The sequence below is a fragment of the Actinoplanes sp. NPDC051388 genome, from assembly GCF_055586225.1.
Genome location: NZ_JBVJIP010000019.1, coordinates 1 through 13750 on the forward strand (window position 1 = coordinate 1; position 13750 = coordinate 13750).

13 protein-coding genes and 1 pseudogene are annotated in these 13750 nt (G+C 65.8%); 5 read left to right on the forward strand and 9 right to left on the reverse strand.

Annotated features, from left to right (window positions below; genetic code table 11):
• Nucleotides 1-566: 566 nt before the first annotated feature.
• Nucleotides 567-1184, forward strand: coding sequence for a barstar family protein (locus ACZ6TI_RS37180; RefSeq protein ID WP_465349931.1), 618 nt, complete (start codon nt 567-569; stop codon nt 1182-1184).
• Nucleotides 1185-1318: 134 nt separating this feature from the next.
• Here the strand turns inward: ACZ6TI_RS37180 and ACZ6TI_RS37185 are convergent, their stop codons facing one another.
• The 7 genes from ACZ6TI_RS37185 to ACZ6TI_RS37215 form a co-directional block, all read right to left on the reverse strand.
• Nucleotides 1319-2788, reverse strand: coding sequence for a mannitol dehydrogenase family protein (locus ACZ6TI_RS37185; RefSeq protein ID WP_465349932.1), 1470 nt, complete (start codon nt 2786-2788; stop codon nt 1319-1321).
• Nucleotides 2785-3996: a UxaA family hydrolase gene (locus ACZ6TI_RS37190; protein WP_465349933.1), complete on the reverse strand. Its 1212-nt coding sequence runs from the start codon at nt 3994-3996 to the stop codon at nt 2785-2787. The genes ACZ6TI_RS37185 and ACZ6TI_RS37190 overlap by 4 nt, the downstream gene beginning before the upstream one ends.
• On the reverse strand, nt 3996-4298 hold the full coding sequence (locus tag ACZ6TI_RS37195; RefSeq protein ID WP_465349934.1) for a UxaA family hydrolase: 303 nt from the start codon (nt 4296-4298) through the stop codon (nt 3996-3998). The genes ACZ6TI_RS37190 and ACZ6TI_RS37195 overlap by 1 nt, the downstream gene beginning before the upstream one ends.
• Complete coding sequence (locus ACZ6TI_RS37200; protein WP_465349935.1) at nt 4295-5419, reverse strand: zinc-binding alcohol dehydrogenase family protein; 1125 nt, start codon at nt 5417-5419, stop codon at nt 4295-4297. Before ACZ6TI_RS37200 ends, ACZ6TI_RS37195 begins: the two co-directional genes overlap by 4 nt.
• Nucleotides 5420-5456: 37 nt before the next feature.
• Complete coding sequence (locus ACZ6TI_RS37205) at nt 5457-6386, reverse strand: sugar ABC transporter substrate-binding protein (protein ID WP_465349936.1); 930 nt, start codon at nt 6384-6386, stop codon at nt 5457-5459.
• 92 nt (nt 6387-6478) lie between these two features.
• Nucleotides 6479-7192, reverse strand: coding sequence for an ATP-binding cassette domain-containing protein (locus tag ACZ6TI_RS37210; protein WP_465349937.1), 714 nt, complete (start codon nt 7190-7192; stop codon nt 6479-6481).
• 65 nt (nt 7193-7257) lie between these two features.
• Nucleotides 7258-8394 (reverse strand): ABC transporter permease, encoded by a 1137-nt coding sequence (locus ACZ6TI_RS37215; RefSeq protein ID WP_465350098.1) that lies wholly within the window; start codon nt 8392-8394, stop codon nt 7258-7260.
• Between the two features lie 305 nt (nt 8395-8699).
• Between ACZ6TI_RS37215 and ACZ6TI_RS37220 the strand changes: the two are divergent.
• Both ACZ6TI_RS37220 and ACZ6TI_RS37225 read left to right on the forward strand, forming a co-directional pair.
• Nucleotides 8700-8786, forward strand: a pseudogene (locus ACZ6TI_RS37220) (SDR family oxidoreductase); the annotation flags it as partial.
• A gap of 44 nt (nt 8787-8830) precedes the next feature.
• Nucleotides 8831-9577, forward strand: a complete 747-nt coding sequence (locus ACZ6TI_RS37225; protein WP_465349938.1) for a GntR family transcriptional regulator — start codon at nt 8831-8833, stop codon at nt 9575-9577.
• A 57-nt stretch (nt 9578-9634) separates the two neighbouring features.
• Here ACZ6TI_RS37225 and ACZ6TI_RS37230 read toward each other — a convergent pair whose 3' ends face one another.
• On the reverse strand, nt 9635-10570 hold the full coding sequence (locus ACZ6TI_RS37230; RefSeq protein WP_465349939.1) for an aldo/keto reductase: 936 nt from the start codon (nt 10568-10570) through the stop codon (nt 9635-9637).
• Between the two features lie 423 nt (nt 10571-10993).
• Between ACZ6TI_RS37230 and ACZ6TI_RS37235 the strand changes: the two genes are divergently transcribed.
• Nucleotides 10994-11788 carry a LacI family DNA-binding transcriptional regulator gene (locus tag ACZ6TI_RS37235; RefSeq protein WP_465349940.1) on the forward strand — a complete coding sequence of 265 codons (795 nt, stop codon included), beginning with the start codon at nt 10994-10996 and terminating at the stop codon, nt 11786-11788.
• A 9-nt stretch (nt 11789-11797) separates the two neighbouring features.
• On the opposite strand, the gene ACZ6TI_RS37240 is transcribed toward ACZ6TI_RS37235, so the two are convergent.
• Complete coding sequence (locus ACZ6TI_RS37240) at nt 11798-12685, reverse strand: helix-turn-helix domain-containing protein (RefSeq protein WP_465349941.1); 888 nt, start codon at nt 12683-12685, stop codon at nt 11798-11800.
• 250 nt (nt 12686-12935) lie between these two features.
• On the opposite strand from ACZ6TI_RS37240, the gene ACZ6TI_RS37245 reads away from it, so the two are divergent.
• The coding region (locus ACZ6TI_RS37245) for a peptidoglycan DD-metalloendopeptidase family protein (RefSeq protein WP_465349942.1) at nt 12936-13750 on the forward strand (815 nt) is incomplete at its 3' end.

Below are 13750 nucleotides of genomic sequence, written 5' to 3' on the forward strand. Positions count from 1 at the left end.
ACTCTGCAATCCAGCGCGGCCGACCAGAACCCCATGATCGACACTTCGGAAAAGTCACTTCCCGGACCCGCCAGACTCCAGCCTAGAACACCACTCCTCGCCGCCTCTTGACACAGAGGGGTGCCACGTCCGCAGACGTCGGACCAGCAGCCCGGCGCTCACCGCCTGCACGGAACGTGACGACGACCGGGTCCGACGCCCCGTCTGCGCGGCATGTCCGGATGCCTAGATCCTGAATACATGGCAGGTGGCGGTATGGTCATCCCGTGAGAAGGGGTGCGACTGTCGATGGTCGACGATGGTTATGGGCCGGGCGGGCACCGCTTCGCTGGCTCCTGGTCGATGTCGATGACGACGCCGTGATCGCCGCGTGTGTTGACGTTGACGGGCTGTTCGCCGACCCGCTTCCCCTGCTCGTACCGGAGGACTCCGCACATGGTGCACCGGACATCGAACGCCGGGCAGCGAGTACCCGGCCTGCGGCCTTGCTGGGGTGCTCTCCGGAGCCCCTGCTGCGCCGAGCGCTGGATGCCCTTGCCGCTGGGGCCGGTAATCCGGGAGGTGCGATGCACCGTCGTCGGATCAACGCCCAAGTCTTCAGCGTTGCCAACGACGGCACCACAGCGCCGGTGATCTCTGCCTACCTGCAAGCATCAGTCACGGCCACGCGCCCCTCGCCGATCGGTGAAGGTCTGATCGACATCTGGTTCGACGCCGCCATCTCCGAGCCCATGCCGACCCAGTCACGGGAGATCTGGGAACTCTGGCATCGTGGCCGCCCGGCCGTGCCCGGTCACTGGGTTCCCTATGATGCCGACCTCCGCCACCAGTGGATGGGGGCGGCGCTCGCCCATCATCGACGCGACGTAGCGGACAAACCCGCCGACGCTACCTTCCACCTGGACGGGCGTGACGTCACCGACGTTGAAGGGTTCTACTGCGCCATCGGTGAAGCGATCAACGGGCCGGGCGGTTATTTCGGCTGGAACGCTGATGCGGTGCACGACTGCCTGCGCGGTGATTGGGGTGCAACGACACCGTTCAGCCTTGTCTGGCACTACTCTGCGGTAGCACGGGAACGTCTCCGCCGTGAGGCACCGGCTGTCTCGGGCAGGCGCATCTTCACCTTCAAGCAGATAACGCAATCGCTGACCGACGACGGGGTCACGGTCGAACTGCGATAGTCCACAGCTTTGAAGAAGCCCCGCACTGACGCAAGACCTCGAGGGCCAAGGCCAACGGCTCCGCATCCTGCGCGTCGTGTATCACCACTACCGGGAGGATCCGAAGGTGGCCGAACGCGTCCGTGAGATCTAGGTCAACTACAGGCCGAGTCACCGGAGACCTTTCCGGTTCGGGCCAGCGCGAGAGACAGCTCACCTCGCCAGAGCAGCTCAGCATGGCGATGCACGGCCGTCCGGAACTGAGGGGCGCTCGCCAGGTCCCGTCCGAAAATCTCCTCGAGCGACAGCAGTCGGTCGACCGCCTCAACTGCCGGCGCCGTCGATTTCAGCGCGGGGCCGATCAGGCGATGCAGTGTCGGATCGGCGATCGCCAGTCGACGGGCAGGAGGGCCGAGCAGACATATCGCGTAGGCGGCGACCACCAGCGCCAGGCGGTCGACCGACGCGCCCGCCATGAGACGGTCGGAGATGGTGCCGAGGATACGGCCAGGAAGCTTTCCGGCCCCGTCCCCTGCCACCTTGTGGGTCGTGTAGCCCAGCTGCCCGTTGGTGAATCTCGCCAGCGAGTTGTCGACGTAGCGCTCGAGGTCCATCCCCGGAGGCGGTGCCAACGTTGGTAGGACCTCGTCTAGGAGCATGAGCCGCACGACGGGGGAAAGGCGGGGGTCGGCCGCCGCTTGATCGATCTTTGTGTGGCCGGCGAGCAACCCGAAGTAGGCCAAGGCGCTGTGGGCGCCGTTGAGAATTCGCACCTTCGCCAGCTCGTAACGCGTCACGTCACTGACGAAGTCGACCCCGACCCTTTCCCACGGGGGTCGGCCGCCAGGAAAGGTGTCTTCGATCACCCACTGCGAGAATGGTTCGGCGGCGACCGCGCATTCGTCGTCGGTCTGCGTCAGGTCCCGGACGGTCTCGCGCAGTTGCTGGGTCGGATTGGGAACCATGCGGTCAACCATCGACGAGGGAAAAGCCACTTCACCGGCGATCCAGTCGGCGAGGTCGTCCCCACGGTGGGCGGCGAGCTGCGTGACAACTCGGCGGGTGGTGGCGCCGTTGGATCGGATGTTGTCGCAGGAGCAGACGCTGAAGGGCGCGACACCCGCCACCCGTCGTCGGGCCAGGGCCTCGACCAGGACGCCTGGCATGGACTGCGGTTGCGCTGGATGCAGAAGGTCGTGGGCGACCTCGTCCCGGTCGAGGTCGAGGGCCCCGGTCGCCCCTACCGCGCAATAGCCCTTCTCCGTCACAGTGATGGTGACGACCTCGATCCTGGGGTCAGCTAGCCGGTCGATGACGGCGGCCATCCCGTGGGATCCAGCCGAGAGCGCCTGCCGGATCGATGAGATCGCTCGGACCCGATCACCAGCATCGTCCGTTTCGACCACGTGGTACCTGAAACCCTGGCGGCTCAAGGCCGCCGGCAGGGTGGAGTTCCGCAGGGAGACCGCGCAGATGCCGCCGGACAGCGATCCGGTGGCGAGGACATCGTCGGCGTATGCCGCCTGGTGAGCCCGGTGGAAAGCACCTAGCCCGAGATGGACGACGGAGGGTACGACGGCGGCCGCGTCGTACCGGGGCGCGCTGATCGTCGAGGGAATGGTCATCGGGCGAGCGGCAAGCAGGAGGGCCCGGCGGGCTCGGATGACTTGTAGGTCAGCACGAACTCACGGTGGCCCAGTCCCTCGCTCGCGGACGGTCGGCCGCTGGCCGTGGCGACGACGACGTCCATCAGCTCGGCCGCCACCTCATCGATCGACGCCTCGCCGTCCAGGATCCGACCGGCGTTGACATCCATGTCGTCAGCCATGCGCGCGTACGTCTCGGGGTTGGCGCACACCTTCACGACTGGCGAGATCGCTGACCCGACGACGGATCCGCGGCCGGTCGTGAACACCACGACGTGTGAGCCGCAGGCGATCAGCTCGGCGATCTCGGCGTTGTCGTTGATGTTGGGGAAGCCCCAGCGCAGATCTCCCTCGGGCACCACATCGAGCAGGTAGAGACCGGGGGTCGGCGGCACCTGGCCGGGCGTGATGACGCCGTGGATCGGGCCACGACCGGACTTGGCGTAGGCACCGAGCGACTTCTCCTCCAGAGTGGTCAAACCCCCTTCGGCGTTGCCGGGCGAGAAGCTGCCGTGTCCCATCCGGGTGTAGTAGTCGGCGGCCTTCTCGACCCGCCGGGTGATCTGCGCGCCGAGCTGAGGGGTTACGGCCCGGGCTGCCATGTGTGACTCGCAGCCGATGAGCTCACCGGTTTCCTCGAAGATCGCTGTGCCGCCGGCCGCAACCAGGTTGTCGAAGAAGCGGCCGACCACGGGGTTCGCCGTGATGCCGCTGGTCCCGTCGCTGCCCCCGCAGATCGTCCCCACGACAAGCTCGGTCAATGGCAGGACCCGGCGTGGCACCCCCGCGGCTTCCCTCAGCGCGCCGGTGACCCATGCTTGTCCAGCGGCAATGGTTGCGCGCGTGCCGCCGGCATCCTGGATCACCAGGCTGGCCACTGGTCGACCACTTGCGCGCACGGTGTCGGCCAAGCGGTCACGGTCGAAGCCCTCGCATCCGAGCGATACCAGCAGTACGCCGGCGGTGTTCGGGTGAGTGCACAGCTGCTCGAGCATGTGGTGGGCGTATGCGCTCGGGTAGCACCCACCGAAGCCGATCACCTGCACATCGTCCTCGACGAACGCCCGCGCGATTTCGCCCGCGACCATGTGAGCGCACTCGACGGTGTAAACCACGAGGATGCTGTTGCGGATGCCGGCTCGTCCGTCGTCTCTCGCAAAGCCCCAGATCTCCTCAGCGCCGGTCATCACGCGCCGTCCTCCCCGCCCCGGTGGTCGAAAGTGCGGATGTAGGTGCTGACCAGGTTGTGGGTGTGCACCCAGTCCCCTTCCTGGATCGGCGTTGTCGCCACACCGATCGCCATGCCGGCACGGACCACGGGCGCACCGACCTCGATCGCTTCGGCCGCGACCTTGTGCCCCAGTTCGATGTCTTCACGGACCAGGACGAGCTCGGAGTCACTCGGGACCTGCGTGCCAGCTCGCACGTTCCCGGCAGCGACATAGACGTTGTCGCCGTCGGCGAGCCGCAACAGCCGAGGGACGCTCACGACTTCACCCCGGAACCAGGTGCGGGACCGATGTCGACGATCGCCTTCACCAACAGCTGCGCATCGCCGGCCAGGCTGGGCAGGTCGACCACAACGCTGTCCAGTGTGGGCCGATGGCTGATCCACGGCACGGGGTCTAACGTTCCATTGCTGACCAGGTCCAGCACCGTGGCCCAGTCGGTCCTCAGTGCGTTTCGCGAGGCGAGGACCTCGAGCTCACGCCGGTGAAACAACGGGTTGTCGAACTCCAGGACACCGATGGTGTGTCCGACGAGGATCAGACGGCCGCCAGCGCCGACGAGCTCGAACGACCGCTCCATCGACGCGCGACTGCCCGTCGCGTCGAAGACAAGGGTCGGCAGCTCCCCGCCGAACTGGTCGGCCACTGCGCGCACCAGGTCTGAGCCGTCAAGGGCCGAGGCCACACCGAGCGTCCGACGCGCGAACGCCAACCGATCATCGGACCGGTCGGTGACGGCCACAGCCGCGACCCGGCCGGCCAGGCACTGGGCAACGGCCAAGCCGATTGGACCGGTTCCGACGACGAGCGCCGTGTCGCCGCTGCGCGGCCGCGCCCGCTCCACGGCGTGCATACCGATTCCGAGAGTCTCGACGAGCGCCAGCTGGTCGAGACTCAGGCCGGGCCGGACGTGCAGTGCCGAGGTCGGCAGCAACATGCGCTCACGTAGCCCTCCGTCCACGGTGACACCCAGGACCTCGATGCGCTCGCAGCAGTTGGCCAGCCCCCAGCGGCAGGACCGACACTGCCCGCACGAGAGATACGGCATGACCGCGCACTCAGCGCCGACGGTGACGCCGGAGGCTTCGGTCGAGCCGTTGAGGATGGGGCCGAGCGCCAGCACCTCCACCGCCAGCTCGTGGCCGAGCACCCGTGGGTAGGCGAAGAAGCTCTGCTGTCCCGAGTACGCGTGAAAGTCAGTGCCGCAAATGCCAACTCGGCGTACGGCGACCAGCGCTTCCCCCGGCCCGGGGACCGGTGGCTCGGGGAGCTCGCTGCTCTCCAGCCGCCCGGGCTCACGCAATAGGGCTGCCTGCATCGTGTCAATGTCCTTGTGCTGGTTGCGGTCATGGCTGATGAAAACCGGGCCGGCATTCCGCATGCCTTGAAGCGCCGGCCCGGCCCATCCCATCGGTGGTCTACTTCCAGGCGTCCTTGAACTGGTCGGCGTTGTCTTTGGTGACCAACGTGACGCCGGTATCAATCTTCTGCGTGAATGGCGTTCCCGTGATCGAGTTGACCGCCGCCAGAATGCCGAGGTTGGTCATCTTGAACGGCGACTGCGCCATCGTGGCCGTCGTCTCTCCCGCCAGAATGAGCTTGGACATCTCGGGGTCGCCGTCGTAGCCGTAGATCTTCAAGGGGTGGTTCTTCTGTTTGGCGACAGTGGCGGCGCCGATGGCCGGGGAGTCGCACGCGGAGTAGATCGCCGTGAGGTCTGGGTACTTCGTCAACAGGTCCTGCGTGACGGCGGCACCGATCTTCGGGTCGCAGGTGGTCTGCTGTCCGCCGATGACGACCTTGACGCCGGTGCCCTCGAGCGCCGCCTTGACGCCGTCAATGCGCTGGTCGAGGTTCGGCACGCCCTTGACTGCTTCCAGCAGGCCAATCGTGTCGCCCGCCTTCAGCTGGGTCTTGATGTAGGCGCCCGCCGCCTCGCCGCCCTTGACATTGTCCGTCGCCGAAATGGCAGTGGCATCCACGCCATCCACGGTGTTGTCGACGAAGACGACCTTGACACCCGCTTGCACGGCCTTCTGAAGAGCGGGCACCACCCCCGGGCCCATCGGGGAGATGACGATCGCCTTGGCACCCTTGGTGACGGTGTCCTGGATCTGCGCGATCTGACAGGGGGTGTCGTCGTTCGTCTTGCAGGCCAGGGTCGTCAGCTCGATCTGGGTCGGGTTGTCCGTGGCGTACTTCTTGGCGCCCGCGATCATCGCGTCCCAGAAGCCACCTGTGGCCTTCGTGATCAGGGTGACCTTGATCTTGCCCTTCGCAGCGTCCGTGCTGCCGTCGGCCCCACTGGAGCCGCCACAGGCTGCGACGAGCATGGTCACGGTCGCCATGACTGCCAACGCTTTCCATCGTGTTGTCACTTCTACTCCTCAGGGGTGAAAGCGGTTGGCAGCACGTCGGTGTGCGGCAACCGGTAGTGCGTTCACGTCGAGGCGACGGATTGAGCTCCGACGATCCACGAGACAAGCTGTTCCTGGTTCTCCGGCGTGGCGGCTGCCTCACCGATCTTGCGGCCGCGGCGAAGGACGATGCCGCGGTCGGCGACCTCCATGACGTGATCCATGCTGTGCGAGATGAGGATCACCGCGACGCCGTCATCTCGTAGGCGTCGGACCAGCTCAAGCACCTTTGCGGACTCGCGAAGCCCTAGCGCAGCCGTCGGTTCGTCGAGCATGACGAGCTTGGAGGAGAACGCGACCGCCCGCGCGACCGCGATGGCCTGACGTTGCCCACCGGACATCAATGCCACGTCGGCGTCGAAGTCCGGCAGCCGCACCTGCAGTCGGTCCAGCAGCTGCAGAGTCCGCGCGCGCATCTCGCGTTGATCGAGCCAGCGCAGTCCTCGCGGCAGCCAGCTAGGGCCGGCCAGCTCGCGGCCGGCGAAGAAGTTCGCGGTCGGGTTGAGATTGTCGAACAGCGCGAGATCTTGGTAGACCGTCTCGATGCCGTTCTCGCGTGCCTGGGTGGCCGAGGAGAGGTGGACGGGGGCCCCGTCGATCCATATCTCGCCTCGATCCAGGCGATGCACCCCGCTGATGCACTTGACCAGGGTCGACTTACCGGCGCCGTTGTCCCCGAGCAAGGCCAGGACCTCCCCCGCATGCACGTCAAGGTCCACATCGTCGAGGGCGACCACGGCCCCGAACAGCTTCGTGGCACCTCGAACGCTGAGGACCGGAGTGTCGGTCATCCTCGTGGCGCTCATGCGAGTCGCGCCTGCAGGCTGCGGAACCGGTTCTCGAAGTACGCCCGGACCACGTCGAGCTCGACGGCCAGGATCACGACGATCCCGGTGGCGATGTACTGCCAGTTGGGGTTGAAGCCCAACAAGTTCAGCCCGTTTTTGATGACGCCGAGGATCAGGGCTCCGGTCAACGCGTTCATGACATTGCCCCGGCCACCAAGGAAGCTACCCCCACCGATGATGACCGCCGCGATCGCGCTCAGCTCCATCCCTGCGCCGGTGAAGGGCGAGCCGGCGTCCGCGGCTCCCACGAACAACAGAGCACCGATGGCACCGGACAACCCACTCAAGACGTACACCGAGATCAGAACGCCGTTGACCGGGACACCGGTGCGCACGGCCGCCTCCGGACTCCCTCCGACGGCGTAAATCCATCGCCCCCACAACAACTTTCGCAGCACCACCCAGCACAAGATCGCGAATGCCGCCACGACCAGCGCGGCGTATGGGAACCAGCCGATCGAACCTGCTCCAGGGATCTGGAGGATCCTGCCGCCTCCGAATAGGTTGACGACGTCGGGGGCGCCGATGATTGTCGACCCGCTCGCGATGTACAGCGCGAGCCCCGCCCCGATGCTGAGTGTCGCCAGCGTTGCAATGAACGGGTGTGGCAGTCGCCCCTTAACCAGGATGATCCCGTTGACGGCACCCATCGCGAGCCCGGCCAGGAGCGTCGCCCCGATCGCCTGGACGGCTGAATCGGTGTCTCGGAAGACCACGGTGCAGACAACACATCCGAGCGAGACGTTCGACCCGATTGAGAGGTCGATGCCGCGCGTCAGGATCACCAGCAGCTGGCCGAGTGCAATCACGCAGACACCGGCCGACTGCTCAAGGACGTTGCCGACGTTCCCGTAGGTCAGGAACACATGACCTTCGGTCGTGATCCACAAGATGACGACGAGCAGGCCGAGGATGAACAGCGGCCCGCCCTTGAGTGCAAGCAGGACGCTCCGGATGAGCCGCGAGTCCCCGTCTGCGGGCAGCGCCGTCACCGGCTCGACAGCGCCGGCTTCGCTCTCGGCGTCAGCGGCGCCGGGGCTGTCGGTTCTCACCGACCGCGGGACATTCGGCGACGTCGGTCGATCCGGCATCTTCACCTCCACACCTCCTGCGCGAGTTTCGCAGATGATATAGGATCTATGGCATAGGGATGCAAGAGTTTGGTCAGCAGATCTATTTGTGCGTGCCTGTCGCGCGGAAGGGCCAGGTCATGGGACGCGCTGCCCCTCAGTGGACAGGTAGCGCAGGTCACCAGCGGATCACGAGGTCCTGGAAGGGAGTTGGCTCAAGCGCTCACAACTGTTGGAGCGGCCGCGGCCGGCCCTTCCCGTCATCGCGATGATCTGAAGCCGGTAGTCGAACTGCTGAAGGCACACGGCGCGACGGCGAACTCGGACCCGCAGTGGTCTTCCTGGCTAGCGATGCGCCGTCCTTCATGACCGGCGAGGTCACGGTCATGGACGGCGGCTATTCCCTGTTCTGACCGACCTGTCGCCATTGCCTATGCTGTGTCGCAAGGAGGCCCTGTTGAACCCCGACGACTTCGACGCCAGGATTCGGTTGAGCGAGCCCGGACGCCGGCTGGCCGAGCGACGCTCCCTCACCGATGACGTCACAGACGTCGTCATGGACATGTTGATCAACCATTCGCTCCCCCCGGGAGCACGGCTCAATATCGACAACCTGGCGCGCACCCTGGGGGTCTCCCCCACCCCGGTCCGTGAAGCCCTGGCCGGTATCGAGGCCGAGGGTCTGATCATCAAAGCGCCGCAGCGCGGTTACACCGTCGCTCCGCTGATCGGGCTCGACCAGCTCCACGATCTGATCGAGCTACGCCTGCTCATCGAGCCGCCGACCGCCGCGCGGGCGGCGGCGCGCGCGACCACGCGCCAGGCGGCAGCACTTCGGGGCTTTGCTCGCACGCCCGGCGCCGGGGGGAACGATCCCGCTGCAAACCGGATGGACATGACCTACGACGCGACTTTCCACGACATGGTGGCTGAGCTCGGCGGAAACGCACTGGTGCGCGAGACCTTGGCCCGGTTGCGTAGCCACCTGCACATGTACCGCCTCTACCACCACGCCGGACAGGCGGCCGCAACCCAACCCGAGCACGTCGCCGTCGCCCGCGCCATCGTCGCGCGGGACCCCGACGCGGCCGAACAGGCCATGGAGCACCACCTGCGCACAGCGATCAAGCGGATCGACTCGGTCTTCGCCGCTGCCTCGAGGTCGAACGGTCGCACAGGAGGCACAGCACCGGGGAGTGCTTGAGACCGTGTACCCCACCAGGACTGCGCCTACCCGGCGTACCGGATCGGCCGGCGCAGCTCAGCCGTCCGGAGATACGCGCTCGAGGCGGTCCTGGACCAGCGCCCACAGCTCGCCGGGTATCTCGAGAGAGATGTTGTAGCTCAACTCATCGATCCGCTGTGGGGCACTCACGCCCACGACCGTCGAGGCTATACGTTCGTCTCGAGTCGAGAATTGCAGCGCCAGCGCGGCAAGTGGGACCCCGAACTGCCCGGAAACTTCATGTAGCCAAGCGACCTTCTCGCTCACCGCAGCAGCCGGCGCCCGGTATCGGTACCGAGGTCGCTCTGCTGGCGATTTCGCCAAGATCCCACTGGCGTAGGGAGCTGCGTTGACGAAGGCGACCCCAGTTGCAGCGCAATCGACGATCAGCTGGTCGGCGGACTGGTCCAGCAGTGTGAAGCCGTTGTGGTGCAGGAGAACGTCGAGGAGTCCGGTGTGGAGATAGCGCCGCATCTCATCAATGTCACCGCCAGCCACGCCCACGAGGTCAACCAGGCCGTCGGCCTTGAGCTCGAGCATCGCGTCGAGCGCTCCGCCCGCTTGGGACATCTCGGTGAACTCGAATCGCTCCGGGTCGTGCAGGTAGAACACGTCCAACCTGTCGACACCGAGACGCTCGATGCTTTCAATGAATGAGTCATGGACCCGCGGGCCATCGAGTCGCTTTTCGCCGGGGGGTGGGTCCGCTTTCGAGGCGATGACCACGTCGGACGCGCCAGCGACGGTGTGGCGAAGCGCTGATCCGATCCGGCGTTCGCTTGCGCCGTTCCCGTACTCATTGGAGGTGTCGATGAATATGAAGCCAAGGTCGAGCGCTCGGGAGACGGTGGCGATCGCTCGTGGCTCGTCCACGTCATATCCGTACAGGCCTGGCGAGCCACCGAGCGGACTTGTGCCTACACATACGGCGGGGACCAACGGTCCGTTCGCTCCGAGCTTCTTCAGGTCCATGTACCTCATCCTCACGGCGTCGGCGGAGGCGCGATCAGATATGCGACGTGGCGGCGGCTTGGAGGGGTAGTCCGGTGGTGAATCGTGTGAGCGCGCCATCGCGTAGGCCATGGGCAATTGAGGACGTGACCCGATGAGTTCTGACCACGTACCTATGACAGCGTAGTCAGAGAGTCTTGCTCACGGACGCGTCCGAGTCAATGGGGTGTTGCGAGGAAGTTTCGTCGCACTGGGAGCCGCATCCAGAGGCATTGCGTGGCGCACAAGTCGGTTGCAGCAGTTGCTGCTTCCCGTCGCAAGCGTGTGCCGGAAACCCGCGTGCTGCCGTGTGCGCACCGTTGTGCGACGTCAGTCAATGACTGCCGCGACGGCTGCGATAGTCTGCTGCGACTACGCAGTCGGTTCCGTCATGAGGGAGACACCGTGGCCCACGCCGGCCGGACCACCAACGGTGCCGCGACCCGGCCACGGCGCCCCGGTGGTTCGGATGTTGCGCGTCTTGCTGGCGTCTCGCAGAAGACAGTTTCCCGCGTCATCAACGGTGAGGACTACGTCAGCGAGGACGTCAGACGGCGCGTGTTGCAGGCGGCTTGCGATCTCGGATACCGACGCAACAATGTCGCTCGTGCTCTCAATTCCGGCCGAACGAACCGTATCGGCGTCGTCACACTGGGTACCGCCCTCTTCGGACCATCGTCCCTGCTCATCGCAATCGAGCGGGCGGCCCGCAGCTCTGGCTTCACCCTCGCTCTGGCCAACACGTTCGAGGGTGATCCGGGTGGAATCGACGACGCCATCGAGGCCCTCATGCAGGAGGGCGTCGACGGCATCATCCTTTCCGAGCCGATCGATGAGGGTCCCCAGACGATCTCCATCGACGTCCCCGTCCTGAACTTGGGGCAGTACCCAGGCTTGCGAGCCACTCAGCTCATCGCTCCGTCCAGAGATAGTGAGCTCTCGGGATACGCAGCGACCAAGTACCTACTCTCGTTGGGTCACGAGGAGATCCGTCATCTTGCCGGTCCGCAGCGTTGGTGGTCGGCACGAGATCGACTCGAAGGCTGGCGGCGCGCGATGAGTGAGGCTCGCCTGGCGCAGGCTCCGTACCTGGCTGGCGACTGGTCGCCCACCGGCGCATTACGCACGGCCGGAATCACCGCCATCGCCGCCGGCATCCGACAGCCGACGAAGCCGGCCAGGATGATGGAGCCGTTCTGAGCTATCACCTCAGCCTCTGGGGCGAGCGGGTTCGGTCCCGCTGGTCGCTGCGAACCAGCATTCAGGCATTGCTGGGAAAGGGTGCGCATCGAGCATGACATCGGCAGCGGACACGAAGCCCCAGCCGTCCCATTGCTCCGCACCCGGTTCGGCGTGATCGCCGCGGCTGTAGTACCAAATACCGGGTTGGCTGGTTGGTAGGGCGATCCAGCAAGCGAACCAGCTGCGGTCAGTCTCCATCACCGCCACCTTGAACTTGCCACCCGGTTCGGAGTACAGGCCGGCGCCCTTTTTGTTGGGGCATACGTAATCGGTCCGCCAGATGTGTCCGGAACGCCGGGAGTCAATGTGCTTCACTCCAGCCCTCGGCTCGCAGTTTTCACGGTAGGAGGCAGCCCCTGCCGTGGCCGTGGATCGTACGTCGAGATTGGTGTCGGCGTCGCTTCCGTTGACCACGAGCACGGTCACCGCCGAACTGGCCGCGGCTACGCAGATCATGGTCAACGCTGACCGGAAGAACCGCCAAGACTTCCACCGCGCAAGCTTGGTCACCGGTGGCGAAGCAGCGACCAGCGTGGCGACCCGCCGGTCGGATGTGTCTGACGTCGCAGCGTCTCGATCGGACGATACGGATTCGTCAGCCGTCGGCCGTTGGTGCATTGCCGTGATCCAGAGTTGGCGAAGCCTGGCGATTTCCTCCGCGGTAGCGTCGCACTCGCGTGCCACCAGCTCCACGACACTCAGCTGACCCGGAAGCGCTTCTCCGCTGACATAGCGATGCAGGGCCGACTTGCTCACCCCCGCTCGTCGCGCCAACGCCTCGTAAGAACGACCCTTACGGTGTTTCAGGTTGCGCAGCGCGGCCGCCAGCGCCTCCGTCGCAGTTGTGTCGGTCATGACCGTCCCCCGTCGCCGTTCCGGAACAGGCTACAGCCGATCGGGCATCATCCCGACTCTCCATAAAGGTCCTGGTTGAGGGCCGTCCCGTCCCGTCCCGTCCCGGTGCTGGCCGGCACGAGTGGACCGTCTGGTTGTGTGGCCCAGCACTCGTCTTGTCCGGAGGACTTGTTCATTGTTTGAAAGGGGCACCGAGGTGTCACGAAGTCGGAATACTTACAGGCGCGCGACGGCGATCCTGGGTTTGGTCATGATTGCCCTCACGACAGTGTTGGGGATCTCCACGGAGGCCACCGCCGCCGGACCGCGGCCGCTGTTCCAACTCCCGTTCGCCTGTGGCGACCAATGGCTGGCTCAGACGTATAACGGGCACAAACCGAACACCAACAGCCTCGATCTGACCAAAGTCGGTGGCGGCACGAACAACCAGCCGATTCTGGCCGCGTTCGCCGGACGCGTGGCGAAGTCCGGGTACGACGACGGCGGCGGCTGGCACGTGCGGATCGACCATGGCAACGGATGGCAAACCCTTTACCTGCACATGATTTCTCAGCCGCTGGTGTCACTTGACCAGCTGGTGACGCAGGGGCAGATCTTGGGACGAGTGGGGAGCACCGGGGACAGTGGATCCCCGCACCTGCACTTCGAACAGAAGCAGGACGGCGAGACTGTCCGGTCATGGTTCAACGGATCCCCGGTGACCGTCCAAGTGGGTCAGAGTCAAGAACTCGTCAGCCACAACTGTGGTGCCGTACCGGAGTTCCGAGTCGTTGCCGGCGACGTGGATGTCAACGGCGACGGCCGCGACGACCTGGTCGCCCAGAATGCCGACGCCGTGTGGGTGAAGCTGTCCACCGGCAGCGGGTTCGGTGCGCCGGTGCAATGGGCCGCGGGGGCGTTCTCCGGTGACCAGGCCAATCACGTCGGCGACGTCAACGGCGACGGACGCGCGGACCTGCTCGCCCAGAACGCCGACGCCGTGTGGGTGAAGCTGTCCACCGGCAGCGGGTTCGGAGCCCCGGTGCAATGGGCCACCGGAGCGTTCGCCGGCTCGGTCGCCAACCA

Coding starts and splice junctions, on each gene's coding strand:
- ACZ6TI_RS37205 (WP_465349936.1), bottom strand. CDS start 6,386: ATGGCGACCGTGACCATGCTCGTCGCAGCCTGTGGCGGCTCCAGTGGG.
- ACZ6TI_RS37185 (WP_465349932.1), bottom strand. CDS start 2,788: ATGACCATTCCCTCGACGATCAGCGCGCCCCGGTACGACGCGGCCGCC.
- ACZ6TI_RS37215 (WP_465350098.1), bottom strand. CDS start 8,394: ATGCCGGATCGACCGACGTCGCCGAATGTCCCGCGGTCGGTGAGAACC.
- ACZ6TI_RS37180 (WP_465349931.1), top strand. CDS start 567: ATGCACCGTCGTCGGATCAACGCCCAAGTCTTCAGCGTTGCCAACGAC.
- ACZ6TI_RS37190 (WP_465349933.1), bottom strand. CDS start 3,996: ATGACCGGCGCTGAGGAGATCTGGGGCTTTGCGAGAGACGACGGACGA.
- ACZ6TI_RS37240 (WP_465349941.1), bottom strand. CDS start 12,685: ATGACCGACACAACTGCGACGGAGGCGCTGGCGGCCGCGCTGCGCAAC.
- ACZ6TI_RS37230 (WP_465349939.1), bottom strand. CDS start 10,570: ATGGACCTGAAGAAGCTCGGAGCGAACGGACCGTTGGTCCCCGCCGTA.
- ACZ6TI_RS37200 (WP_465349935.1), bottom strand. CDS start 5,419: ATGCGGAATGCCGGCCCGGTTTTCATCAGCCATGACCGCAACCAGCAC.